The following is a 24,434-nucleotide window of genomic DNA, read 5'->3' as shown; positions in this document are numbered from 1 at the left end:
GTTTACCCCGTCGCTATTTTTAAAATGAGAATGGGATCTTCAGAAAATAAGAACAACCTGCCGACGTTTATTTCAACATGTCGCGGATTAATTCCCCCAGACGAATGACCGCGCGTTCTTCTTTATCGCTCCACGACCAGGCGCAATTAAAGCGGAAAAACGATCGCCAGTTATCCGTGGTCGAAAACATTTTGCCCGGCGCAATGCTGATATGGTGCGCCAGTGCGCGCTGGCTCAGCACGCCCGCATCCAGACCGGCGGGCAGTTCCAGCCATAAAAAATAGCCGCTCTCGTTACGGTAAATTTTCACCTCTGGCGGTAAATGGCGCAGTAACGCCTGCCAGGCCAGGTGTTTACGCTCTGCAAGCAGCCTGCGCAGGCGGCGCAGATGGGCGTCGTAATGGTGGGTAGAGAGATAGTCCACCAGTGCCAGTTGCAACGGAGAACTGGTGGATAAGGTGCTCATCAGTTGCAGTTGCTGAATGCGCCTCGCATGGCGACCTGCGGCGACCCAGCCCACGCGAAACCCCGCCACCAGGCACTTGGAAAACGAGGAACAGTGCAGCGTCATCTCCTGTTTATCCCACGCTTTGGCGGGCAACGGTTGCTCACGGCCGTAATAGAGTTCGCTGTAGACATCATCTTCAATCAGCGTGACGTTATGCGCCGCCAGCAGTGCGACCAGTCGCGCTTTTTTTTCCGCGCTGAGGGTAAAACCCAACGGGTTCTGGCTGTTGGTCATCAGCCAGCAGGCCTTGACCGGGTACTCCGTCAGCGCCTGCGCCAGCGCATCCAGATCGATGCCCTCCTTCACATCCGTTGGCACCGACAGCGCTTTCAGTTTCAGGCGTTCCAGCGCCTGTAATGCGCCATAAAAGCACGGGCTTTCAATAATCACCCAGTCTCCCGGCTCCGTGACCGCCTGCAAGCTGAGATTCAGCGCCTCCAGCGCCCCGGCGGTGATCACGATTTCATCCGGCGAGACGTTGATTCCCTGGCGGGCATAACGCCGGGCGATAGCATGACGGAGCTGACTGTTGCCCGGCGGCAGGTTCTCTATCACGCTCATGGCGGCCGCGCTTTTGCTCACTTTCGCCAGCGAGCGGTTGAGTTGCGGCATCGGGAACAGTTTGGGGTCCGGGAAGGCGGAGCCGAACGGCAACACGGACGCATCGCAGCTTGCCTGCAACACGTCAAAAATATAGGTATTGATGTCCACCGCTTCATCGCGGGTCACTTTGGTCTCCGGCGCGCGAGGCGTGCCCGGCGCTGGCGCAACGAAATACCCGGATTGCGGGCGGGCAATCACCCGCCCCTGGCTTTCCAGCAACTGGTACGCATGGCCGACGGTCATAAAACTCAGCCCGCTGCTGGTGACCTGCTCGCGCAGCGACGGCAGTTTCTCTCCCGGCCGCCAGATGCCCAGTTCAATCTGTTCACTGATTTGCTGCGCCAGGCGCTGGTATTTTTTCATATAACGGGAGCGTTCCTTTTCATATCAGTTATGAATATTACGACAAAAAACATCTCCTGTTATAATTATGTTGCAAACAATCCTCTACAGCGGCACGTTTGCGGCCGCTCTGGCAACCGGGGCTACCGCTGCCGCAGGCGGAGTGACCACCAGGCTCTGGTAGTAATCCATCACCGCGGTATTGCGAATTAATGCCACGTAATAGGCTGAAGCCCAGTGCGGATAATCAGGTTCATTAATGCGATCGGTCATCCCCACCGCCACCAGCGCGCTGTAGCGTTTGGCCCGGCAGTAGCCGTCCACATTGACCGGGTGATGGGTCTGATTGCCTTTCTCAATAAAATTTTTGAGGTTGTTATGCTCTTGCTGACAATATTCCCGGATACGCTCTGCAATACGTAAACTATCGATATGCAATTTAATGCGTTTGCGATTTTCTTCCGACGTGTCAGGGGGAACAGTGAATGTCGGATCACATATTACCGTGACCGTATCCGGTTTAATACTCATTAGCGAGAGTTGAATGTCAAAGCGTGTTCCCTCAAGGAGAGCGGAGTAAAAGGGATGAATAAAAAGGCATCGATTTTCATCGTCTGAGTAATAGCGTTTGCTTTTAATTCGCGCACAATATATGCATTGCGGAACTAAGTTATCGGGATAAATGGAAAACTCAGGCCAGTCACTTTCAGGGATAAAATGATCCAGCGTGTTTGGTGTTTCCGGGTAGCCACAATAAGGACATTCAGACAGCTCATTATTATTACGACGGTGCGATAGCTCAGCACCCAGGTTTGCGGGTGCTGAATTGTAAAAATGATTTAATACCTCTTTTTCAGGGCCAAAATTCTCGCCATGTTTAAAAATACTGTTCGCTGGCCTGACTGCATACCCTTCAATAATATTGTCATACTGTGGGTAATGAGCACGTAAACGTGGAGAAATAGCACGCAGCTGTGGGACTTTGTCTTTGTCACAATCCAGCGCCAGCGCTAACCAACTGTCATCATTCGGGATCCGCATTTGGCTCAGTGCTTTCATCCCTGTCCCCCAACGTATAATGTGAATTATCCAGCTTGCTGAAAAGATATTGTTGCCCGTCTGAACCCAATTTCGGGAACAACATTTTTATCGCCTCTTCAGCAGTGTCATATTTCTTGATTTGCGCATCGATCTCTTCTTCAAACGGTTTGCTGCTGAAGTAATCGTTAAATGCTTCGCCAATGATCTGCTCAATAGACGCGGCAAAGGTTTCGCTTTGCGGTTGCATCACGCGTGTCGAATGCTGTGACGCGTTTCCTTCCTGCAAAATGGTGACGCGGTTTTTATGTATCTCTCGCACCATCAGCGCTGAGTGGGTGGCAATCACTGCATAGGAACGCGTTTCACGCAGCAGGGTTTTCAGCATTTTGATCAGGCCAATTTCCAGTTCCGGGTGCAGGTAAAGCTCCGGCTCATCAATCAGCACCAGGCTCTCATCCTCAATGTGGGCGATAAGCGGTGGTATCATATAGGCGTACATAAGCTGGCCTGAGCTCATGGCTTTTTCGTCGCCATTGCCAATAAAAGACAATCCCGCTTTTAGGTTGATAGCGTCAAAGTCGATATCATCGTTCGGATCAACGATGATCTGAACCCCATTTTTGTCGGTTAACGCAATATGATCAAAGGAGAGCGCCCGGCGAAGAGTTTGCGTCAGCAGCGTAAACCGGGAGGTCTCTTTGAGTTTTGCCGAGACTTTTTCATGCTCGAGAATTTTTTGCAGCGCAATCACCGACTGCTCTTTTGGCCACTCGGTATCAAATACCCGTTGCGGGTTGCGAAAACCGATATAGGTATACGCGTCGAGCATTTTTATACGCCGGGCTTCTTCTTCCTCAGAAATGATTTGGTAGAGCTCTTGTGTTTCAATCTCTTTAATAATTTGTTCGCGATGAGGGAAATTTTCAAAAGGACTAAAGGCCGCGACAACCAACTTCAGAAATTTCCCGTCATTGGCTTTTCGCACTGAAATGCCGGTTATGCTATTAATAATTTCTTTCAGCACCAGCGTTTTACCAAGCCCGTTCTTGCCGATGATAATATTAATATTGTCGATCGGTTCCCCTACTCGTCTGCGGCTAAAAGAAAATTCTACAGGTTCAAAAGTTTCCGGTAGATCCAGAGATTCAATAGTGAGTTCTTTATAGGCTAATTTGATTGCGTCGGGGGCGGAGATCGCTACTCCTTTATTTAACAACGTTTTCGCTGTCGTTTTATTGCGCAGGAAGGCATTTCTAAAACCATTCCAGTTCTTAAACCGTGTTTCACCCTCGAACAGTGAGTAATAGCTGGCATCGCACAGATTTTTCATTAGTTCGAGTGGATCCTGTTGATACTCAATATGCAGAAAATTCAGCATTTTATAGTAATCAATCTCATTGCCTAACGAGACGATATTATCGATGCGCATAAACCTGGATATATCATACAACCCTGAACGCACAACCTCGCCGTGCTCAGTAAAATAATCAGCGGTATTCATCCGGCTGCGACATAAAAATCGCGCCATACCAATATATTCTGTATTGTTGCTACGGTGATAATAAACCGCAAACATCATCTCAAAGCCGAAATCATTCCACTGTGCGCTGTGGTTAGTGACGATATTATCCGGTACCAAATACAAACCCTCTGGCCCGTCAATCGCGAGTGAGTTAAAAAAATAAACCTTCAACGTCCATCTCCTTCCGGTGAGAAGTCAGGCTTAACGGTTATGATCCATTCATAACCAGGTAAAATCTTAGAAGAGAATAAATCTAACATAGAGACACTTTTGCTACCACGCCACACACCCTACCCTTATTGGCACTGACACAGTGAGACTATATCAGATACCACTAAGTGACATTGTCAGAGCAACTGTTATGGAAAAATTTCCACAATCTGTTTCTGCAAGTTCAGGTTCGCGCTCATTAACATAATCACCACAACGTTTGATTTGGGGTTGTGCATGTTTGGTTTAGACGCGTTTCACCTGGCGAGAATACAGTTCGCCTTCACGGTTTCTTTTCACATCATTTTCCCGGCGATCACCATCGGTCTCGCCAGCTTTCTTGCGGTGCTTGAAGGGTTGTGGCTGAAAACCCGCAACCCGGACTGGCGCACGCTCTATCACTTCTGGTCGAAAATCTTTGCCGTTAACTTCGGGATGGGCGTGGTTTCCGGGCTGGTGATGGCGTACCAGTTTGGCACCAACTGGAGCGGTTTTTCCCAGTTTGCCGGCAGCATTACCGGGCCACTGCTCACTTACGAGGTGCTGACGGCGTTTTTCCTGGAAGCGGGTTTTCTGGGCGTAATGCTGTTTGGCTGGAACAAAGTCGGTCCGGGTCTTCACTACTTTGCTACCTGCATGGTGGCGCTCGGCACGCTAATGTCTACCTTCTGGATCCTCGCGTCCAACAGTTGGATGCATACACCGCAAGGGTTTGTGATTGAAAACGGCCAGGTTGTGCCGGTCGACTGGCTGAAGGTGATCTTTAACCCCTCGTTCCCGTACCGTCTGCTGCATATGACCATTGCCGCGTTTCTCAGTAGCGCACTGTTTGTCGGCGCGTCCGCCGCCTGGCATTTACTGCGCGGCAACGACACCCCCGCCATGCGCAAAATGTTCTCCATGGCGATGTGGATGGCGCTGATCGTCGCCCCGATTCAGGCGATGGTCGGCGATATGCACGGGCTGAATACGCTGGAACACCAACCGGCAAAAATCGCCGCCATCGAAGGCCACTGGGAGAACCCGCCCGGTGAAGCCACCCCGCTGCTGCTGTTTGGTTTGCCGGATATGGCGCAGGAACGCACACGTTATGCGCTGGCGATCCCGGCGCTGGGCAGCGTGATCCTCACCCACAGTCTGGATAAACAGGTTCCGGCGCTGAAAGAGTTTGCCAAAGAAGACCGCCCTTACGCGCCGCTGGTGTTCTGGTCATTCCGCGTGATGGTCGGGCTGGGCGTATTGATGATCGCGCTGGGCGTTGGCGCGTTGTGGTTGCGCTACAAACAGCGTCTGTACCAGTCGCGCCCGTTTTTGCATTTTGCCTTGTGGATGGGGCCTGCTGGCTTGATCGCCATCCTCGCCGGGTGGGTGACCACCGAAGTCGGTAGACAACCGTGGGTAGTGACCGGTTTGTTGCGTACGGCGGATGCGGTTTCCGCACACGGTGATATGCACATGAGCATCAGCCTGCTGGCGTTTTTTATTGTCTATTGCTCGGTTTTTGGCGTCGGCTACAGCTATATGGTGCGCCTGATCACCCACGGCCCGCAGGCGTGGCAAGAGGAGAGTCACTAATGGGTATCGATCTGTCGTTAATCTGGTTTGTCATTATTGTCTTCGCCACCTTGATGTATATCGTGATGGACGGTTTTGATCTCGGGATTGGCATTCTGTTTCCGCTGACGCGCGATGCCGGTGAACGGGATGTGATGGTCAACAGCGTTGCGCCGGTCTGGGACGGCAATGAGACCTGGCTGGTGCTGGGCGGCGCGGGGTTGTTCGGTGCGTTTCCGCTGGCCTATGCGGTGATAGTGGATGCGCTGACCATTCCGCTCACGCTGATGCTGCTGGGGCTGATTTTCCGCGGTGTGGCGTTTGAATTCCGTTTTAAAGCCACACCTGCGCATCGTCCGTTCTGGGATAAAGCCTTTTTGTCCGGCTCACTGCTGGCTACCTTTGCCCAGGGCGTGGTGGTGGGTGCAGTGATTAATGGCTTTTCCGTCACCGGGCGCAGTTACAGCGGCGGCGCGTTAGACTGGTTAACGCCATTCACTCTGTTTTGCGGTGTGGGTCTGGTGATCGCCTATGCCCTGCTGGGCGCTAGCTGGCTGGTGATGAAAAGCGACGGCCCGTTACAGAAAAAAATGCGTTGTGCATCCAAGGGTTTACTGCTGGCTCTGTTGGCTGTTATCGCTGTCATCAGTCTGTGGACGCCGCTGGCACAACCGGCTATTGCTGCCCGCTGGTTCAGTCTGCCGAATCTGTTTTTCTTTGCGCCCGTACCGCTATTGGTGATCGGCCTTAGCGCCTGGCTGTGGCGCAGTCTGAATCACACGCACGCCCACGCGTTACCCTTTGTACAAACACTGGGGCTGGTCTTCCTCGGTTTTAGCGGCCTTGGCATCAGCATCTGGCCACATATTATCCCGCCGGATATCACCTTCTGGCAGGCAGCAGCACCGCCGCAGAGCCAGGGTTTTATGCTGGTTGGCGCGCTGCTGATTATCCCGATTATTCTGGTCTATACCTTCTGGAGTTATTACGTGTTCCGCGGCAAAGTGCAGCCTGGTGAGGGGTATCATTGATGAAACACTCACTTCTGAGCCGCATATGCTGGCTGGTGTTGATTTGGGGCGGCAGTGTGCTGGCACTGGCGGCGGTCAGTATGGTGTTTCGCCTGCTGATGACGGCGGCAGGGTTTAAATCCCACTGACTTGTGTGCAGAGTGTGTCGCGGTAAATGGCACACTCTGCCTTTCCCCTGGCGCTGTCGCCCGGTAGCATGTTTTCAGTTGATCTGATGATGAAATACACCATGGGACATTTTGTGGGGAAATAATGGCCTCAGAAACATGTCAGTGGTGAAGGCATGGGGCAATATGAAAATAACCGCCACGATCGTTCCGTTTTTATTATTTACGCTCTCTTTTCCCTCTTTAGCTGCGGAGAGGAAATCTGACCTGACCTGCAAAGCGCAGGCATTATCTGAAGCCAAAAAACTGCTGGCATTTTATCGGGATAACGATGACAGGGCTGACATTGATCATAACGTCACGCCGTTGGCAAAAATTCAGAACCCGGAAAACAAATCACACTATTTCGATGTGCTGCAAGTCTGGGGGACTATTTATAAAGGTAAATACCGGATGCGATTTATCTTCCTTAACGATTGCACGCTGATGGGTGAGGAAATCCTCGAATACGCCAATCCATAAACACCCCTCACGTTATTCTTTCCCGTTGCAGGATTGGCCAGGCCGCCGCACCGCCAGGAATACTCCCGAAGAGAGATAACTCCATAATCCCTTCACTTTTTGGGCGTCAAATCCACGGCGACTCAATACAGAGTGAGAAAGGAAGTCGTATGAAAAAGATTGCACTGGTGTCCGCCATTCTGGCGGTGAGCTTCTCTTCAATGGTGTTTGCCGCCGACCACGAACCGCTGCCGCCGGAAAACGCCCACGGCCAGCAACACCACAAAGCAGAGAAAAAACCGCTGCCGCCGAAACATAAACCAGCGAAGCCGCCAAAGCGTGACGATAAGAAACCGCCAATGTCGGAAGACCAGCGTTAAGAAAAACGGGTGGCTGAGCCACCCTTTTTTTTAGCGGTTTTTCGGTAGTGTTTTTAGCAACTCATCAGGGCTTATCGACGCCACCACACTGCCGGAGAGCGGCATTTTCAGAATGTGATTCTTAATCTTGCCCACCACGTGCATTTCGCACGGACGACAGTCAAATTTCAGCGTCAGCACTTCATCACCGTGGATCAACTGCATTGGCGTCGCGCGCCAGCTCTTGATGTTCCCTTTCGCCTGTTTCGGGCACAGGTTAAAGGCAAAACGCAGGCAATGCTTAGTGATCATCACCGGTACATCGCCCTTCTCTTCGTGGGCTTCAAAGGCGGCGTCGATCAACTGTACGCCGTAGCGATGATAGAACTCACGCGCCTTGTGGTTGTAAACGTTCGCCAGGAAAGAGAGGTGGGTTTCCGGGTAAACCGGCGCGGGCGTCGCCACGGGTTTACGGCTACCGCGCTGGTAACTCGCCAGGCGCGCCTCTTCCAGCATCTCCACCGTTTCACGGCGCAGTTGATTGAGCAGACTGTTAGGCACAAACAACGCGCCAGGCAGGTTGACCGCTACCGTTTGCGCGTAATAGCGGGTTTGCCCCAGCTTGCTCAGGCCCTCTTTCAGGTTTTCCAGCGCTTTTTCTGCATTATTGGCTTCGTCGAACTGCCCCTCCAGCGTATGCGTTACGCTGACGCCGTCTTCACTGGTCAGCGTCAGAACCAGTTGTTCCTGCCAGCCGCCCAGTTCAATATCGACGCCAATACGCCGCTCGCTGGAGGTTTTGAGTAGCGCCTGCTGCCAGTTGTGATCGAGGTTGCGGTTCAGCGGATGGTGCGGACGCAGGGTTTTCAGCAGATCCGGCATTTCATTCGGGAAGACGCGGTAGCGGTTATCCCCCGTCTTTTCGGCCACATTGACGCGAAAGCCGACCACTTCGCGTTTCACCAGCACATTCAGGCCATCGCCATTTGCCAGCGGCTCGGTCACGTTCACATCGAGGTGATCTTTGCCCACTTTCAGCACTTCACCCACCGGCAGACCGATAAACTTCGGCGAATCAAATGCGCCGATGTCGCCTTTACGCGCATTAACGAAGTAGTCCGTGCTGCCGCGATGGAAGGTTTTGTCAGTCGACGGAATAAAGAAGTGCTCGGTACGCCCGGCGGATGCCCGCGCCAGGTCACCGCGATCGGCAATGATCGCATCGAGCATCTGGCGGTAATGCGCAGTGATGTTTTTCACGTAGCTCATATCTTTGTAGCGCCCTTCAATTTTGAAGGAGCGTACGCCCGCGTCGATCAGCGCCGCCAGGTTGGCGGTCTGGTCGTTATCTTTCATCGACAACAGGTGTTTTTCATATGCCACCACGCGCCCCTGATCATCTTTCAGGGTATAAGGCAAACGGCACGCCTGTGAGCAGTCGCCGCGGTTGGCGCTGCGCCCGGTTTGCGCATGAGAAATGTTGCACTGCCCGGAATAGGCCACGCACAACGCACCGTGAATAAAGAACTCAATGGTGGCGTCCGTTGCGCTGTGAATGGCGCGGATTTGCTCAAGGTTCAGTTCGCGCGCCAGCACGATCTGGCTGAAGCCGACATCGGAGAGAAATTTGGCTTTCTCGACGCTGCGAATGTCGCACTGGGTGCTGGCATGCAGCTCGATGGGCGGAATATCCAGCTCCAGCACGCCCATGTCCTGCACGATCAGCGCATCAACGCCCGCCTGATACAGGTCGCCAATCAATTTCTGCGCAGGTTCCAGCTCATCATCATGAAGAATGGTATTCAGCGTAATAAAGACTTTTGCACCGTAGCGATGCGCAAACGGTACCAGTTCGGCAATGTCGCGCAGGCTGTTTCCGGCGTTATGGCGCGCGCCAAAGCCGGGGCCGCCAATGTAGACAGCGTCCGCGCCGTGAAGGATCGCCTCGCGGGCGATAGCGGCATCGCGGGCCGGGCTTAACAGTTCAAGGTGATGGGGGTGCAGGCGCATACAATCGTCGTTATCCATTATGTGCAAAATGGCGGCTATTGTAGTCACAAGCGGGCCGTTTCACCACCTGCGACCGGGGGAATTTGCGCACGCTGGCAATGCAATGTCGAAATTGCTATTTCCGCTGCGTTTTGCTGAACGGTAAAGTGGTGACTCGGACATTCCTCGTCACGTTGTGTACCCGTGATAGTTCAGGTTGCAGGTGCGTTACCGGCTTCCTGCCCCCTGAATTATTTTGGGTCGTCTGATTGTTAATCGTCGTCGTTATTTGCCGCAGGCTTGCTTGCGGCTTTTTCTTTTGGATAGTGGATCAGCGACTGAAAGTGCGCCGTCTGCAATGTGCTGTTGCGGTAGGCGTGCGCCTCATCCCCGGCAAAACGTACGCCGCTGCCGGCGGTTAATGTCTTCCACTGCCCGTTAATGCACATATCCAGCGCGCCGCTAAGGACAACCACATGCTCAATCACCCCTTTCTCGTGCGGGGTGGACTCGCTTAACGCGCCCGGCGCCAGGGTAATCGAGAACATGTCGAAATGCAGGTGTTCATCCCACGGGAAAATGGGGGTGATCACCATCGCCTGGCTATCGGGATCGTACGCCAGCGGCGTTTCCCCTTCCGGCGGGGCAATAAAGGTCGAGAACGGCACATTGAGGCCGGTGGCGATCTTCCACAACGTCGACACCGTCGGGCTGGATTCGCTGCGCTCAATCTGCCCCAGCATCGCTTTTGACACGCCCGTTTCTTCCGCTAAGCGGGAAAGGCTCCAGCCGCGGTCCTGGCGTAAATTTTTTAGCGTTGCGGCCAGATAAAGCGTGAGATCCATGACTCCTCCTGATGACTTGTGCGCTATAGCGCTCGATGATAAATTATTCGGATGCTATAACGCACAAGGAAAACTTATGCGCCTCGCCACTCTGCCCGTTAACACATCCATCCCCTTTACCAGCGTGCTGGCGGGTTTCGTTGCCGTCCTGGTGGGCTATGCCAGCTCTGCCGCCATTATCTGGCAGGCTGCGTCTGCCGCCGGGGCCACACCCGGGCAGATTGCCGGCTGGATGACCGCACTTGGCCTGGGCATGGGCGTCAGTACGCTGGCGTTAACACTGTGGTACCGCGTACCGGTGCTGACCGCCTGGTCAACGCCCGGCGCGGCGCTCCTCGCCACCAGTTTGCAGGGTGTTTCCCTGAACGAAGCCGTTGGCGTGTTTATCTTCGCCAATGGGCTAATCGTGTTGTGCGGTGTGACCGGGTTATTCGCCAGGCTGATGAAGGTCATTCCTCATACGCTGGCGGCAGCCATGCTGGCGGGGATTTTACTCCGTTTTGGCCTACAGGCATTTAACAATCTGGGGGGCCATTTTGCATTGTGCGGCAGTATGCTACTGGCCTGGCTTGTCTGTAAAGCCCTCGCGCCACGCTATGCCATTGTTGCAACATTACTGGTTGGCGTACTGGTGGCGCTCGTCAGTGGTGACGTTGTCACGCAGAGTATTTCCCTTGCCACCGTCACACCAACGTTTACCGCGCCCGCGTTCAACGGGACCACGCTGGTAAGCATCGGTATTCCGTTTTTTCTGGCAACCATGGCATCGCAGAATGCCCCCGGTTTCGCCACCATGCAGGCCGCCGGTTACCGTGTTCCGGTGTCGCCATTGATCATTTTTACCGGTGCGCTGGCGCTGCTGCTGTCGCCGTTCGGGGTCTATTCCATTTGCATTGCCGCCATTACCGCCGCAATTTGTCAAAGTCCGGATGCCCACCCGGATGCGGGTAAACGCTGGCTGGCCGCCGCTGCCGCCGGGGTTTTCTATTTGCTGGCAGGTATTTTTGGCGGTGCGATTACCGCCGTACTGGCCGCATTGCCGCTAAGCTGGATCCAGACGCTGGCCGGGCTGGCGTTACTGGGGACCATCAGCGGTAGCCTGCAACAGGCGCTGGCGAAAGAGACCGATCGTGATGCTGCCATTGTCACCTTCCTGGTGACCGCCAGCGGCATCACATTGCTAGGGATCAGTTCGGCTTTCTGGGGATTAGTGATCGGGGGACTGTGCTACGGCGTATTAACGCTGGCGCGCCGCACGTAATTGCGAGGGCGTGAAACCCGTCGCCGCTTTAAACTGGTTACTAAAGTGACTGGCGGAGTTAAACCCACAGGCCAGCGCAATGGTGGTCAACGGCTGGTCGCTACTGGTCAACAGTGTCTTGGCGCGCATCATCCGGCGTTGCATCACAAACTGGTGCGGCGCAACCCCCATCGACTGGCGGAACATACGCGCAAAATGATATTCGCTAAGAGCGGCCTGTGCCGCCAGATCCGACAGCAGCAACGGCTCCGACAGGTGTGCATCGATATACTCCAGCACCGTGCGCAGCGCGACCGGCGCTAAGCCGCCCGTGACCGTCGGCAATTGCCACTGCACGTTGCTGTAATGCTGCACCAGGTGCGTCAGGAGCAGCGTTGAGGCGGTGCTCAGCGTTAACTGGTTGGCGTTTTGTTGCCAGTCGCAATCCAGCAGAAACTGGCGATAAAGCGTGGTGATACGCGGATCCTGGGCAAAGGTTTTTTCATCCAGCGTGAAGGACGCCGGGCTGCGATCCCACACGCGCTCACCGACTTCGCGCAAATGCTCATCGGTACAGTAGAGATGCACAAAGGAAAGATCGTCGCGAATATCCCACACCGATTCGCTCTCTTTCGGCATCAGGCAAAACCTGTCCGGCCCACCGCCATTTTTCCAGCCGTACGCGGTTTTGTGGTAGCTCTCGTAACCGTCGGCGATATACAAGCTGAGGGTATGGTGATCGCAATATTGCGTGATGTTATCGCGTTTATTTGACCACGCCGCCAGTTGGATCCCGGAGTGCAGCGACACCGAGTTGTGCAGCACGGCGTTGTGTTTACGCAGGTTTTCAAAAGCGTCGTAATGGTCAGACATTCGCAGAAATTATCTAATAGTAACCAGGTAGTCAGTCTATAAATAGCGGGCACCGGATACCAGCATTGTGCAAACAAAAGCGCAAGAATATGCAAGTCAACGGCAAGCCCGTGCAAGCCAGCACCTCCCTTTCTTGCCACACTCAGCGTTCGTTTTATCGATTGGGAATCAACATGAACGCATTGCTTTATGGCCTGGTGGTGGTGATTTGGGGAACCACCTGGATTGCGATTTTTTTACAGCAGGGTCCGGTGCCCGCGCCGGTGTCGATTTTCTGGCGCTTCGCGCTGGCCACCGCTGCCATGTTGCTGATACTGGCGGTTCGCGGCAAACTGCGCGCCCTGCCGCTGCGCGATCACCTGTTTTGCCTGCTGCAGGGTTGCTGCGTGTTTGGCTTTAACTTCTGGTGTTTTTACACGGCCGCTGCGTGGATTAACACCGGGCTCGAGTCAGTGATCTTCTCGATGGCAGTACTGTTTAACGCGGTGAACAGTTTCCTGTTTTTTGGTCAGAAGCCCCCGGCGCGCTTTTTTGCCGCCGCCCTGCTGGGGTTAACAGGCATTGTGACGCTGTTCTGGCAGGACCTGGTTGCCAGCGGCTGGAACAGTACACTATTGATGGGCATTGGCCTGTCGGCGCTGGGCACGCTGGGTTTTTCGTTTGGCAATATGATAAGCCTGCGCCATCAGCGCAAAGGGCTGCAAACCATGACCACCAATAGCTGGGCCATGCTGTACGGGACGCTGATCATGGGGATGATTGGCCTGCTGCGCGGCGATGATTTTACCCCGCAGTGGACGGCCAGCTACCTGGGCGCGCTGGTCTATCTGGCGTTGTTCGGTTCGGTTGTCGCCTTTGGCGCCTACTTTACGCTGGTCGGCAGAATCGGCCCCGGCAAAGCCGCCTACAGTACGCTGCTGTTCCCGCTGGTTGCGCTGACCATTTCGACTTTCTATGAAGGCTATGTCTGGCATATCAATGGCATTGCCGGGTTGCTGCTGATCCTGACCGGCAATCTGGTGATGTTTGCCCGCCCGGAAAGCTGGCTGAGCGGGCGTCTGCAGCGGCGAAAAGCTAACGTTTGTTGATATCAAACATAGTGGCGTCGGTCGCCATACCATCAATGACCTGTTTCAGGGCATCGACGGTGACCGGCGCATTTTCATTGCTGAGATCTTTCCCCTCCCCTTTACGCACCACTTTCAGCACCGGGGCGTTCGTTTGCGCGTCTATCAGTTCACCTTCAAAATAGAGATGCGTATTCATGGTGCGATGGCCTGTCGCCATCTGTGTGCCTGCGACCACCATCGCCACCGGCACCACTTCATAGAACTGCAACCCTTGTTTGCTGGCGTCCACGCCGGTTATCGCACCGCGGAAGATCAGGCTATGCTGGCCCGGCGAGGTCACCAGCGGTTTTCGCGCCGCAGCCGCGGCTTTCAATTTTGTGTTGGTGTAATTGAGCACGCCATCCAGTACCTGTTGATTGATCTGGTTGGTCGGTTTGGCCACCGGGTAGTACGTTACCGGATGGTAGACAATCGAGTCATATTTCGCCGGATCAAAACCCGGCGCGACCCAGCGCAGCACCGGTTTCCCGGTCGCCGAGGTTGTTTCCTGTAACCCGGAGTAGTCTTTTAAAAAACCGGAATACTTTTCCGGTTGAGTCACTTTTGACGCGCAGCCTGACAACGCCAGCAGGCCGGTAATAACGGCAACGCTAACTAACGCATGAGTACGCATAAGAATGTCCCTTGAGTGCGGAATTGCCATTAAGTTATAGCAAACGAAGGGGCACTACGCCGGAGGGAAAAGGCCGCCCGGCCAGACCAGGCGGCGGCGGTTTATTTTTTCAGATCGACCTGCCAGAAAATGTGTTTGCCAAACGGATCGATTTCATAACCCTGCACCTCTTTGCGTACCGGTTCAAAAATCGTCGAATGGGCAATCATTACCGCTGGCATCTGATCGTGCATCATCTGCTGCGCCTGTTTATACAGCGCGACGCGCTTATCATGATCGGTCGTGGCTTTGGCTTCCGCGATGAGCTTATCAAACGGCTGATAGCACCATTTTGCCGAGTTCGAGCCGCCGTTGGCGGAGGTGCAGGTAAATAACGGGCCGAAGAAGTTATCCGGATCGCCGGTTGCGGTGGTCCAGCCCATTAAGGCCGCCTGATGTTCACCGCCCTTCACCCGTTTCAGGTATTCACCCCATTCGTAAGTGACGATTTTCGCCTGGACCCCCACTTTTGCCCAGTCCGCCTGGATCATCTCGGCCATGCGTTTGGCATTCGGGTTGTAGGGCCGTTGTACCGGCATCGCCCACAGATCGATGGTGGTTCCTGGCGCGACGCCCGCCTCTTTCAGCAACGCTTTGGCTTTCTCCGGATCGTAGTCGTAATCTTTTAACGTGCTGTCCGCGCTCCAGACGCCGGGCGGCAGCAGGTTTTTCGCCGCGGTGCCCGTGCCCTGAAACACCGCCTGAATAATGGCTGGTTTGTTGATCGCCATGGCCAGCGCCTGGCGTACTTTCACGTTATCCAGCGGCGCTTTTTGCGTATTGAACGCAAGAAAACCCGTGTTCAGCCCGGCTTTGCTCATCAGCGTGATAGCACTGTTCTCTTTCAACCGCGGCAGATCCGCCGGGTTCGGGAAAGGCATCACCTGACATTCATTCTTTTCCAGTTTTGCCACACGTACGGAGGCATCCGGGGTGATACTGAAAACCAGCCGATCGATTTTCGCTTTACCCTGCCAGTAGTCATCAAACGCGGTGAACAAAATGCGCGAATCTTTCTGGTACTGCGCCAGGCGGAACGGCCCGGTGCCAATCGGATCCATATCTACCCGCTCCGGCGTACCGGCTTTCAGCATCGCGTCGGCATATTCCGCCGACAGAATCGAGGCGAAATACCAGCCCAGATCGGCAACAAACGGCGCTTCCGGGTGCGCAAGAGTAAAACGCACCGTATTGTCGTCGACTTTATCGATGGCGGTGATCAGGCTGCCGAATTCCAGACTTTCGAAGTTGGAGTAAGTGCCGTTAGAAACAGTGTGATACGGGTTGTGCGGATCTTTCTGGCGCATAAATGAGAAGATGACATCGTCCGCGTTAAAATCCCGCGTTGGCGTGAAATATTTATTGCTTTGAAACTTCACCCCTTTGCGCAAGTGAAAGGTATAGACTTTGCCCTCTTCACTGACCTCCCAGCGCTCTGCCAGACTCGGTTGCAACTCGGTAGTACCGACTTTGAAGTCCACCAGTCGGTTATAGATGGGCACGGCGCTGGCATCGACGCTGGTGCCGGAGGTATAGAGTTGCGGGTTGAAGTTTTCCGGTGAACCTTCTGAACAATACACCAGTGTTTTTGCCGCCACAGTAGAACTCACTGTCAGCGCGGCCAACACCAGAGCAAGTGTTGTCGGTTTGCTAATCATAGTTTTTCCTGTTGTTTTATTGTAAATGCTTGTTGTTTGCCCTCTCATAAATAACATTAAAGCGAATGTGCAAACACCTGATATTACAAATAAAGAAGGAATCACTATGCCGTCGTCGCTTACCAGCCAATTAACGCAACGCTTCTTTCGTTATCTCTCCATCACCAGCCAGAGCGATCCTGCCGCCACCACCTTACCGACCACTGTCGGGCAGTTTGATATGGCGCGTGAACTGGCGAATGAGCTGATCTCCCTTGGGCTGGATGAGGTTGTCCTTGACGATCATGCCACCGTGACGGCGGTGAAAAAAGGCACGGTTCCTGGCGCGCCGCGCATTGGTTTTATCACCCACATTGATACCGTAGATGTCGGTTTATCACCGCATATTCATCCACAAATCCTGCGTTTTGAGGGTGAAGACCTCTGTCTGAATCCGTCGAAAGAGATCTGGCTACGTGTAAGCGAGCATCCGGAAATCCTCGCCTATCCTGGCGAAGACATTATTTTTAGTGACGGCACCAGCGTGCTCGGCGCAGACAATAAATCCGCCGTAACGGTTGTGATGACGCTGCTGGAGAACCTCACCGCTGCGCATCAGCATGGCGATATCGTGGTGGCGTTTGTGCCGGATGAAGAAGTCGGTTTGCGCGGGGCAAAAGCGCTGGATCTGAAACGCTTTGATGTGGATTTTGCCTGGACTATCGACTGCTGCGAACGCGGTGAAATCGTCTATGAAAACTTCAATGCCGCCAGCGCGCAGATCCGCTTTACCGGCGTGACCGCCCACCCGATGTCGGCAAAAGGCGTGCTGGTCAACCCGCTACTGATGGCCATGGACTACATCAGCCATTTTGATCGCCAGCAAACACCGGAGCATACCGAAGGCCGCGAAGGGTATATCTGGTTTAACGCCATTGATGCGGTACAAGGGCACGCCACGCTGAACGCCAACATCCGGGATTTCGATAGCGACAATTTTGCCCGCCGCAAACAGCAGATTGGCGATGTGGCTGCAGTAATCGCTGCGCAATACCCGACGGCAAAAGTGGAATACAGCATCAGTGACACCTACAGCAATATCAGTAATGCCATTGGCGAGGATCGCCGGGCGATTGATTTGCTGTTTCAGGCCATGGAATCGCTGGGTATCACGCCCAAACCCACGCCGATGCGCGGCGGTACGGATGGCGCGGCACTGTCGGCAAAAGGTCTGCTAACACCGAACTTCTTTACCGGTGCGCATAATTTCCATTCCCGTTTTGAGTTTTTACCCCTGAGCGCGTTTGAAGACGCTTACCGTGTGGCATTGCAGCTCTGCCTGCTGGCCGCGCGCTGATTTACACCAGCAGCTCAGTCAGGGTGTCCGAGCTGAGCTGCACCAGCCCTTTCACACCATAGTGATGACCGACCTTATCATGGCGAATGTGGATCTCGCGGATATGCTGGTTGGGGTTATCCATTAACATCTGTTGCGCCAGCGGCAGCACGTCATCACCGTAATCTTCAAATAACTCCCCGGTCGCAATGACCAGCCGGATATTGTGGATCGGTGCCGTACAGCAGATAGCGAAATAGAGCGCCTGCGCGGTGCTCAGCACGGTAGCGGCTTTATTCGCTTCAATTACGTTGAACGCCGGTTCAATACCGCCGTCATAAGGCAGATGGACGATTTCCGGGTAAAAACCATTTTCGCCCAGCCCCGGTACGCCGTTCGTGCAGTAACCATAACCAAGACTGCCGAACCCAGGCATAAAGGCCACCCAGGATTGCCCCGGCCAGCGTTTTGCCAGCAGATAATTCGTGCAATGCGCAATGTTGTAGATGCGGGTGGTGATGCCGGTACGCTGCTCAATCAGCGCCATCAGGTTGACATTACTGTCGCTAAATAAGGGGCAATAGCGCACCACACCGGTGAAATGCTCAATCCCCCCCTGTAACGCCACGCTCAGCACAGTGACTCGCTGTAGCGGAATGCACGCGGCCTGACATAATGCGGCAATCCCCTGCGCCAGCTCGCTGACCAGCTCATCCGGCGTCATCTGTTCTGGTAGCGCGCAATGGTGAACACTGAGCGGGGCAATGACGGTGTTGTAATCATTTAGCGTGCCCTGAAAACTGCCTTTGCGCAGCATAATATTGATGCTGAACGCCTGCCCACTTTTGACAGCCAGCAGTTGCTGCGGGCGGCCAAAGGTCACGTCTTTGATTTCCCGCTCTTCGATAAGCTGCGCATCCAGCAGTTGCGAGGTCAGTTTGGTGATATAGGCTTTGGTTACTCCCAGCCGACGGGTCATTTCCGCCCGTGACTCCATTTCACTGTGCAGGATTTTCAGGATCTGTTGTTTGTAATCCACGCGTTGCGCCTCCGTACCGGGTGGTCACATACCACCCGGCATAACTTAATACCTCAGTTATTTTACGGAAACAATGATGCGACGGTAAGACGTTAACGCCGGTTTACCATTATCGGTGACCGCCAGAATCAGGTGTTCGGTCCCGGCACGCTGCGCGTTGACTTCCACACGCGGATTTTTGCCATCCTGTAGCGTTAACACCGCAGGTGCGGTCAGATTGTCTTCGCCACGGCGGCCCTGCACATCTTCCGGTGCAATGGCTTTCGAGCTGGCGGCACCGGCTTCCGGGTACAGGAACCACTGATAGTGCAGCTTATCGCCGTCCGGATCTTTACTGCCGGAGGCATCCAGTTTCAGCACGTCGCCCACTTTCGCGCTCAGGGTAATCACCTGCTGTCCGGGCTGTCCATTCACCACCACCTGCGGGTTGTGGTTCGCGGCGGCAAAGTCTTTAATGCCCCACTCCATGCGGGCGGCGAAATCATGCTGGAAGGCTTCGCGCCAGCGCCAGATTGTCGCCTGATTCGAGGTATAGCGCTTGCCATCAACGCCCGTCACGGTGTCGGCAGAGTTCGGGTTGCCCGGATAGAAGTCCCCGCCGCTGGTCCAGATGGGGTGTGTTTCATTTTGCGGCTGGCGCACAATGTAGCGACCGCCCCAGCCTCCCCAACCCGGGTTGCGTTCACTGTTCAGCCCATTGCGGATCAGCCCAAGAAAGGCTGGCGTGTCGCCTTCCATGATAAACAGATATTTCAGGTAACCCTTGCCCATTGGCCCTTTGCTGCGGATGTTTTCATCCAGCCAGTGCTGAGAAACCGTGGTGAAATCCGCGCCGGGCGCATTACGGTAATATTTATCGCCGCTGATGCCGGTCCAGGCCGCACGGGCATAATCTTCCGCGTTCTGGCTGGAGGGATCGACAATGTAGGTGATCTCCGGATAGTGCTCGCGGATCCAGAAACCGGCGTCATCCTGATCGGAAATGGAGTAGACCACCAGGTTGCGCGTCAGCTGCTGAACCTTCTCAGCAGGCTGTTTTTTTGACAGATCTTTCAACGCCTGGGCCAGCGTGTTCGCACCGCCCCACAGGTTGATAAACAGCGGATGGCTGGCATCGGTGCTTTTTTCAATGGCCTTGACCAGCAGGTCAGAACCGGCGGTATTTTTGCCCTCTCCGGTCGCAGCCATGCCGTAGCTCGCAAGCCCCGGAGCGACCACCGCTTCAAGCTGTTTCACCGACGGGAACCCCGCCGCGTGTTTCAGTAAATTTGGCTGCACTTCGCCGTAATGACCGACGACCAGATCGATCATGTCGGTATGCACTTTTTCCCGCTGCCAGGTCGAGGTGGTCGCCACCAACCCTTCGACGTTCATCTCATTGGAATAGAGTAAAAAGCGGGTCAGCGACATTTGATCATCTGGCTCGTTGCCAATATCCGTCAGCACAAAGACGCGCGGTTTTTCCTGATACGGCAGTACTTTTGCCGCCATTTCAGGAATACCTGTCGCCGCACTGACCGCCAGTGGTGCATACAGCGCCACGACGCCACTCATCGCCAGTAAGATACTTTTTGTTATGTTGTTCACCACGTTACGTCTCCTTTTTATGCCATAGCGGAATCGCATCAACATAGTTAACCAAGGAAACAAAGTAAAAAGAGAAAAACGAAATGTGTGATGCAGATAAAAAATTGGTTATGCGGGCAGAGCCGCCCGCACGGGAGTCGCGTTACGCCGGTTTGCGCGCCAGTATCGTGGCAAAGCGCAGTTTGATGCGGTTTCCGTTCGCGTCGGTGCGGTGAAGTTCACCGACGTCTTCATTGTATTTCAGCTGTTCCCAGCCTGCGTAATAATTGCTCAGCTCCCCTTCTTTAAAAGCAAACGGGAAACCGACCGTGCAGGGAAAATCCGCCGTATCCATCGCCGCCACAATCAGGTTATAGCCACCCGGTTTGGTGCAGCGCTGCATATTGGCGATCAACCCCGGAATGGTCTTCGCTTCCAGGAACATCAGCACCACTGTCGAGAGAATAAAGTCGTACTCGCCGTCAAAACTCAGGTTGTTCAGATCGGCCGCCGCCACGTGCAGATTGTCCAGCCCTTCCGCTTCGCGGATGCTTTGCAGATTGCTCAGGCTGTTGGGATTTTTATCCCACGCGGTAACGTCGAAGCCTTTGTTCGCCAGATACAGACTGTTGCGACCATTGCCACAGCCGAGATCCAGCGCTTTACCCGGCGCAATGTAGTTCATGGCGTTCAGCACTTCAGAGTGCGTCGGGGTCATGTTGTATTTTTCAGTAAACCAGGTGTCGGTGCGGGTCGTCATTATGGTCCTCAATCCTTAACATGTATTTTAAATGCATTTTATTGTTTTCGTCGCCGGATCGCCAGCGTCGTAAAATTTGCTACGGTTAACTCAGGCTGATGGGAGAACTGTAACATGAATAAGTATCGACTCAGTGATGAGCAACGGGTGTTGAGTTACCAGATGGGCGGCGAGAAAAAAACGGTCGCGCTGCGCCAGCTGATTGCCGTGCGCGATTTTAACGATGTCACCGCAGGCACTGCCGGTGGCTGGGTCGATAGCGAAAATGTACTCGATCAGCAAGGAAATTGCTGGATTTACGATGAAAACAGCATGGTGTTTTATGGCAGTACCGTGCGGGATAACGCGCGCATTACCCAGCCGTGCGTGATCTGCCATGAGGTGAAAATCCACGGTAATGCCTGGGTGGATGGCTGTGAAATCAGCCACGGCGCCGAATTAAGTGACAACGTCACCGTACAATCCTCAACGGTGCGCGGTGTGTGCCATCTGCGCGGCGATGCGCGTATTCTCAGCGGTTGCGACATTATTGCCGCACGCGGGCTCACGCCGGATAACGAGCAGCTATTGCAAATCTACGATCGTGCAACGGTCAGCCACTCCCGTGTGGTACACCAGGCGCAAATCTACGGCGATGCCATCGCCAATTACGCGTTTGTTGAACACCGGGCAGAAGTGTTCGATTTTGCCCTGCTCGACGGCAACGAACTGAATGATGTCTGGGTTTGTGATTGCGCCAAAGTCTACGGTAATGCCCGTATTGTGGCCGGAACGCAGGACGATGAGATCCCCACGTTGCGCTACGGCTCGCAGGTGGCGGAACACGCCGTGGTGGAAGGAAACTGCATCCTGAAGCACCATGTGCTGGTCGGCGGTCATGCCTGGCTGCGCGGCGGGCCGATCCAACTGGATGAAAAAGTGGTGATTCAGGGACATGCGCGCATTCAGGGAGATGTGCTGATCGAGCATCAGATTGAAATTACCGATAACGCCGTGGTAGACGCGCGAGATGGGGAGCGCATTTTACTGCGCGGGCCGAAAGTCATCAATGACGGGCAAGTGATCACCCGCACGCCGTTGGTGGGTTTACTGTAACCCGTCGACGATACGCGCCCAGATGTGTTGATCATCATAGTGACCGTTCAGAAATTCCGCCTGCTTCAGGCAGCCTTCCAGCGTGAAACCATTGCGGCTGGCCACCTGGTTGCTGGCCCTGTTTGCCACGCGGCATTTGATGACAAAGCGGCGAACCGTGCCGCGGCGGGCGTAAAAGTCGATCATCGCCTGCATCGATTGCGACAAAATACCCTGCCCGCAGGCATTTTCATCCATCCAGTATCCGATGTAGGCCGTCTTATTTAACGGTTCAATGGCGTTGAACGCCAGCACCCCCACCAGTTTCTCCTCGCAAAGGATCATAAACATTTTGGCGTAACCGCGCTGATGCAGGATCACGTTGCTTTGCACGGTTTTTCGGGTGTCTTCCACTGAATGCACATGCTGCGGCCAGTCGAGAAACTGCTGAAGCCAGTCGCGGTTTTTCACCACCAACTGGTAGAGATCGTCAACAAAACGGTCATTCACCGCATGCAGGGTGATGCGTTCGTTTACGGTAATCCGGGCATCTTCCATTTCGATCTCCCCAACGCATTCTCCCCCTTACGGGGGAGAATTTAAGCTTAGCGCATCACTCTGTCGTCAACGTAATTACGTTTATCCGGCGCGGGCGGGAAATACTGATACAGCCAGGTTTCGCTGATGGCGTCGCCCTGACAGCGCAGGAACAGACGCATTTCAACCGGGTCGGTGGAATCGTTGGTCGGATACCAGTCAAACAGAATGCGGTAACCGTCGAACGGCTCAACATAGAGGATTTCCACCTGTTTCGCTTCACCGTTAGACAGGGTGATCACCGGTTCAATCCCTTTTGGCGCGGCGGCTTTCAGGTCCCCGCCCACGAAATCAATGGCGAAACGACGCGCCCATTTATCCGGATAGTGTTCCCCTGGCGCCCAGCCTTCCGGGAAACCGCCCATGCCGGTGCGGGTGGCGTACACGCGCGCAAGCGGTGAACGCACCGGCGGCATCGCACTCCAGTAAAGACGATATTCAAAGGTGAATTCGTCCCCTGCTTTCACTGGTTTTTCCGGCTGCCAGAAGCAGACAATGTTATCCAGCGTTTCACCGGTGGTCGGGATCTCCATCAGGCAGACGGATCCTTTGCCCCACTTGTTACGCGGCTCTACCCACAGGCTCGGACGCTTGTTGTACCAACCCATCACATCCTGATAGTGGGAAAAATCCCGGTCCAGTTGCAGCAGGCCAAAGCCTTTCGGGTTGTTATCCTGGAATGCGTTGAACTGCAGTTTCTGCGGGTTGTTCAGCGGGCGGCAAATCCACTCACCGTTACCGCGCCACATTGCCAGGCGATCGGAGTCGTGGATTTGCGGGTGAATGGTGTCGCACACGCGGCGCTCGTTATTGCCGCAGCTAAACATACTGGTCATTGGCGAAATGCCCAGTTGCTTGATCTCTTTACGGGCAAACAGGCGGTTTTCCACATCCATGATCACCTGGCTGGCTTCACAGTGGATGGTGAATTTAAACGCGCCGGTAATGCTCGGGCTGTCGAGCAGCGCATAGACGGTGAATGAGGTATCCGACGGTTTTGCGGTTTCAAACCAGAAGGCGGTAAAGTCCGGGAACTCTTCCGGCGTATCGGTAAAGGTATCAATCGCCACGCCGCGCGCGGAAAGCCCGTACTGGAAGGTGCTGTCTACCGCGCGGAAATAGCTGGCGCCAAGGAAGGAGACAATATCGCGGCGCGCCAGTTCCGGCGCTTTGAATGCGCGAAAACCGGCGAAGCCGAGATCGCTTTGCCCTTCCAGTTGTTTGGTGTCCACGCCGGCATCGTGGTAGTTAAACAGCTCCGGACGGAAGTGGATTTCGCGCGCCTGATGGCTTTGCTGATCCAGCGAGAACATGCGTACGCGGCGGCGGAACCCCATGCCGACATGGAAGAACTGCACATCAAGCTGGCGACCGTCGATGTTATTCCACAGCGAGTGCTTCGCATCGTACTGGATGCTGTTGTAAGCCTGCGGCGTGAGCGTTGCCAGCGTATTCGGCAGCGCTTTCGGCGCGCCACCCCACGGTTGCGCCGACAGATCGTGCGCCATGGACTGCAACACGGAGAAATCAAAACGACGGCTTTGGCCATCGGCGATATCGGAGTCTGCCGCGAATGCCGCGCGGGAGAAAAGTGAAGCCACGCCGGTCGTACCGTACGTTGCTGCGAGCGCCATGGATGCCTGAATAAATCGTCTGCGGTTCATGCCTGGTAACACGTCCTTCTGGTCGTAAATGGACATTTCGCGGTGTCGCGAAACAGCGGCAAAAGCGATTGTTGATGAACGCACACTCTAGACAAAATTCATTGAGAATCCAATTGTTGGGCGCTGATTATCTGCGCAAACCGTGAAATATTTCCTGTCGATCGGATCAGCCCGAAAACAACGTAAAGATAAGGATAATGGCGGGTAAATGCGGCGGAATAAAAAAAGCCCCTGCCGGACATCAAATGGCAGGG

Annotated in this window: 21 protein-coding genes and 1 pseudogene; 9 read left to right on the top strand and 13 right to left on the bottom strand. The window is 54.4% G+C overall.

Annotation, left to right across the window (positions count from 1 at the left end; translation table 11 throughout):
- Positions 1–67: 67 nt before the first annotated feature.
- The 3 genes from ACQ3G7_RS12465 to ACQ3G7_RS12455 all read right to left on the bottom strand — a co-directional run bounded on the left by ACQ3G7_RS12465 (position 68) and on the right by ACQ3G7_RS12455 (position 4,187).
- Positions 68–1,474 carry an aminotransferase-like domain-containing protein gene (locus ACQ3G7_RS12465; RefSeq protein ID WP_430890023.1) on the bottom strand — a complete coding sequence of 469 codons (1,407 nt, stop codon included), beginning with the start codon at positions 1,472–1,474 and terminating at the stop codon, positions 68–70.
- 84 nt (positions 1,475–1,558) lie between these two features.
- Entirely contained in the window at positions 1,559–2,512 is a 954-nt protein-coding gene (locus ACQ3G7_RS12460; protein WP_430890022.1) for an HNH endonuclease, read from the bottom strand.
- A complete protein-coding gene (locus ACQ3G7_RS12455; protein ID WP_430890021.1) occupies positions 2,478–4,187 on the bottom strand; it encodes an AAA family ATPase in 1,710 nt (569 codons plus the stop codon). Before ACQ3G7_RS12455 ends, ACQ3G7_RS12460 begins: the two co-directional genes overlap by 35 nt.
- A gap of 276 nt (positions 4,188–4,463) precedes the next feature.
- Here ACQ3G7_RS12455 and ACQ3G7_RS12450 point away from each other — a divergent pair.
- From ACQ3G7_RS12450 to ACQ3G7_RS12430, 5 genes and pseudogenes are all read left to right on the top strand, one after another.
- Positions 4,464–5,777 (top strand): annotated as a pseudogene (locus ACQ3G7_RS12450) (cytochrome ubiquinol oxidase subunit I); the annotation flags it as partial.
- A 23-nt stretch (positions 5,778–5,800) separates the two neighbouring features.
- Complete coding sequence (cydB, locus tag ACQ3G7_RS12445) at positions 5,801–6,811, top strand: cytochrome d ubiquinol oxidase subunit II (RefSeq protein ID WP_430890020.1); 1,011 nt, start codon at positions 5,801–5,803, stop codon at positions 6,809–6,811.
- Positions 6,811–6,939 carry a DUF2474 domain-containing protein gene (locus ACQ3G7_RS12440; RefSeq protein WP_263100776.1) on the top strand — a complete coding sequence of 43 codons (129 nt, stop codon included), beginning with the start codon at positions 6,811–6,813 and terminating at the stop codon, positions 6,937–6,939. Before cydB ends, ACQ3G7_RS12440 begins: the two co-directional genes overlap by 1 nt.
- A 165-nt stretch (positions 6,940–7,104) precedes the next feature.
- Entirely contained in the window at positions 7,105–7,440 is a 336-nt protein-coding gene (locus ACQ3G7_RS12435; protein WP_430890019.1) for a hypothetical protein, read from the top strand.
- A gap of 149 nt (positions 7,441–7,589) precedes the next feature.
- Positions 7,590–7,799 carry a hypothetical protein gene (locus ACQ3G7_RS12430; protein ID WP_430890018.1) on the top strand — a complete coding sequence of 70 codons (210 nt, stop codon included), beginning with the start codon at positions 7,590–7,592 and terminating at the stop codon, positions 7,797–7,799.
- Between the two features lie 30 nt (positions 7,800–7,829).
- Here the strand turns inward: ACQ3G7_RS12430 and ACQ3G7_RS12425 are convergent, their stop codons facing one another.
- Both ACQ3G7_RS12425 and ACQ3G7_RS12420 read right to left on the bottom strand, forming a co-directional pair.
- Entirely contained in the window at positions 7,830–9,788 is a 1,959-nt protein-coding gene (locus ACQ3G7_RS12425) for a peptidase U32 family protein (protein WP_430890137.1), read from the bottom strand.
- Between the two features lie 251 nt (positions 9,789–10,039).
- Positions 10,040–10,612, bottom strand: coding sequence for a helix-turn-helix domain-containing protein (locus ACQ3G7_RS12420; protein WP_430890017.1), 573 nt, complete (start codon positions 10,610–10,612; stop codon positions 10,040–10,042).
- A 76-nt stretch (positions 10,613–10,688) separates the two neighbouring features.
- Between ACQ3G7_RS12420 and ACQ3G7_RS12415 the strand changes: the two genes are divergently transcribed.
- Positions 10,689–11,873, top strand: coding sequence for a benzoate/H(+) symporter BenE family transporter (locus ACQ3G7_RS12415; RefSeq protein WP_430890016.1), 1,185 nt, complete (start codon positions 10,689–10,691; stop codon positions 11,871–11,873).
- Here ACQ3G7_RS12415 and ACQ3G7_RS12410 read toward each other — a convergent pair.
- A complete protein-coding gene (locus ACQ3G7_RS12410) occupies positions 11,850–12,725 on the bottom strand; it encodes a helix-turn-helix domain-containing protein (protein ID WP_430890015.1) in 876 nt (291 codons plus the stop codon). The genes ACQ3G7_RS12415 and ACQ3G7_RS12410 overlap by 24 nt on opposite strands.
- Positions 12,726–12,898: 173 nt before the next feature.
- Between ACQ3G7_RS12410 and ACQ3G7_RS12405 the strand changes: the two genes are divergently transcribed.
- The gene (locus tag ACQ3G7_RS12405) at positions 12,899–13,813 is read left to right on the top strand and encodes a DMT family transporter (protein ID WP_430890014.1); all 915 of its coding nucleotides are present in this window, start codon (positions 12,899–12,901) and stop codon (positions 13,811–13,813) included.
- Here ACQ3G7_RS12405 and ACQ3G7_RS12400 read toward each other — a convergent pair.
- Complete coding sequence (locus tag ACQ3G7_RS12400; RefSeq protein WP_430890013.1) at positions 13,800–14,468, bottom strand: DUF3313 domain-containing protein; 669 nt, start codon at positions 14,466–14,468, stop codon at positions 13,800–13,802. The genes ACQ3G7_RS12405 and ACQ3G7_RS12400 overlap by 14 nt on opposite strands.
- A 101-nt stretch (positions 14,469–14,569) precedes the next feature.
- On the bottom strand, positions 14,570–16,165 hold the full coding sequence (locus ACQ3G7_RS12395; RefSeq protein ID WP_430890012.1) for an ABC transporter substrate-binding protein: 1,596 nt from the start codon (positions 16,163–16,165) through the stop codon (positions 14,570–14,572).
- 106 nt (positions 16,166–16,271) lie between these two features.
- Here ACQ3G7_RS12395 and pepT point away from each other — a divergent pair, with 106 nt between their 5' ends.
- Complete coding sequence (gene pepT / locus ACQ3G7_RS12390) at positions 16,272–17,501, top strand: peptidase T (RefSeq protein ID WP_430890011.1); 1,230 nt, start codon at positions 16,272–16,274, stop codon at positions 17,499–17,501.
- A 1-nt stretch (position 17,502) separates the two neighbouring features.
- Here pepT and ACQ3G7_RS12385 read toward each other — a convergent pair whose 3' ends face one another.
- From ACQ3G7_RS12385 to tehB, 3 genes are all read right to left on the bottom strand, one after another.
- Positions 17,503–18,519 carry a NagC family transcriptional regulator gene (locus ACQ3G7_RS12385; protein ID WP_430890010.1) on the bottom strand — a complete coding sequence of 339 codons (1,017 nt, stop codon included), beginning with the start codon at positions 18,517–18,519 and terminating at the stop codon, positions 17,503–17,505.
- 57 nt (positions 18,520–18,576) lie between these two features.
- Complete coding sequence (locus ACQ3G7_RS12380; protein ID WP_430890009.1) at positions 18,577–20,106, bottom strand: DUF1593 domain-containing protein; 1,530 nt, start codon at positions 20,104–20,106, stop codon at positions 18,577–18,579.
- Positions 20,107–20,248: 142 nt separating this feature from the next.
- On the bottom strand, positions 20,249–20,845 hold the full coding sequence (tehB, locus tag ACQ3G7_RS12375; RefSeq protein ID WP_430890008.1) for a tellurite resistance methyltransferase TehB: 597 nt from the start codon (positions 20,843–20,845) through the stop codon (positions 20,249–20,251).
- A 114-nt stretch (positions 20,846–20,959) separates the two neighbouring features.
- Between tehB and ydcK the strand changes: the two genes are divergently transcribed.
- Positions 20,960–21,940: a YdcK family protein gene (gene ydcK / locus ACQ3G7_RS12370; protein WP_430890007.1), complete on the top strand. Its 981-nt coding sequence runs from the start codon at positions 20,960–20,962 to the stop codon at positions 21,938–21,940.
- Here the strand turns inward: ydcK and rimL are convergent.
- A complete protein-coding gene (gene rimL / locus ACQ3G7_RS12365) occupies positions 21,932–22,477 on the bottom strand; it encodes a 50S ribosomal protein L7/L12-serine acetyltransferase (protein WP_430890006.1) in 546 nt (181 codons plus the stop codon). The genes ydcK and rimL overlap by 9 nt on opposite strands.
- 47 nt (positions 22,478–22,524) lie before the next feature.
- A complete protein-coding gene (locus ACQ3G7_RS12360; RefSeq protein ID WP_430890005.1) occupies positions 22,525–24,180 on the bottom strand; it encodes a glucan biosynthesis protein D in 1,656 nt (551 codons plus the stop codon).
- Between the last annotated feature and the right edge of the window lie 254 nt (positions 24,181–24,434).

The organism is Kosakonia sp. N21 (assembly GCF_050587465.1).
GTDB lineage: Bacteria > Pseudomonadota > Gammaproteobacteria > Enterobacterales > Enterobacteriaceae.
This window is presented reverse-complemented; position numbering and strand designations above follow the sequence as displayed.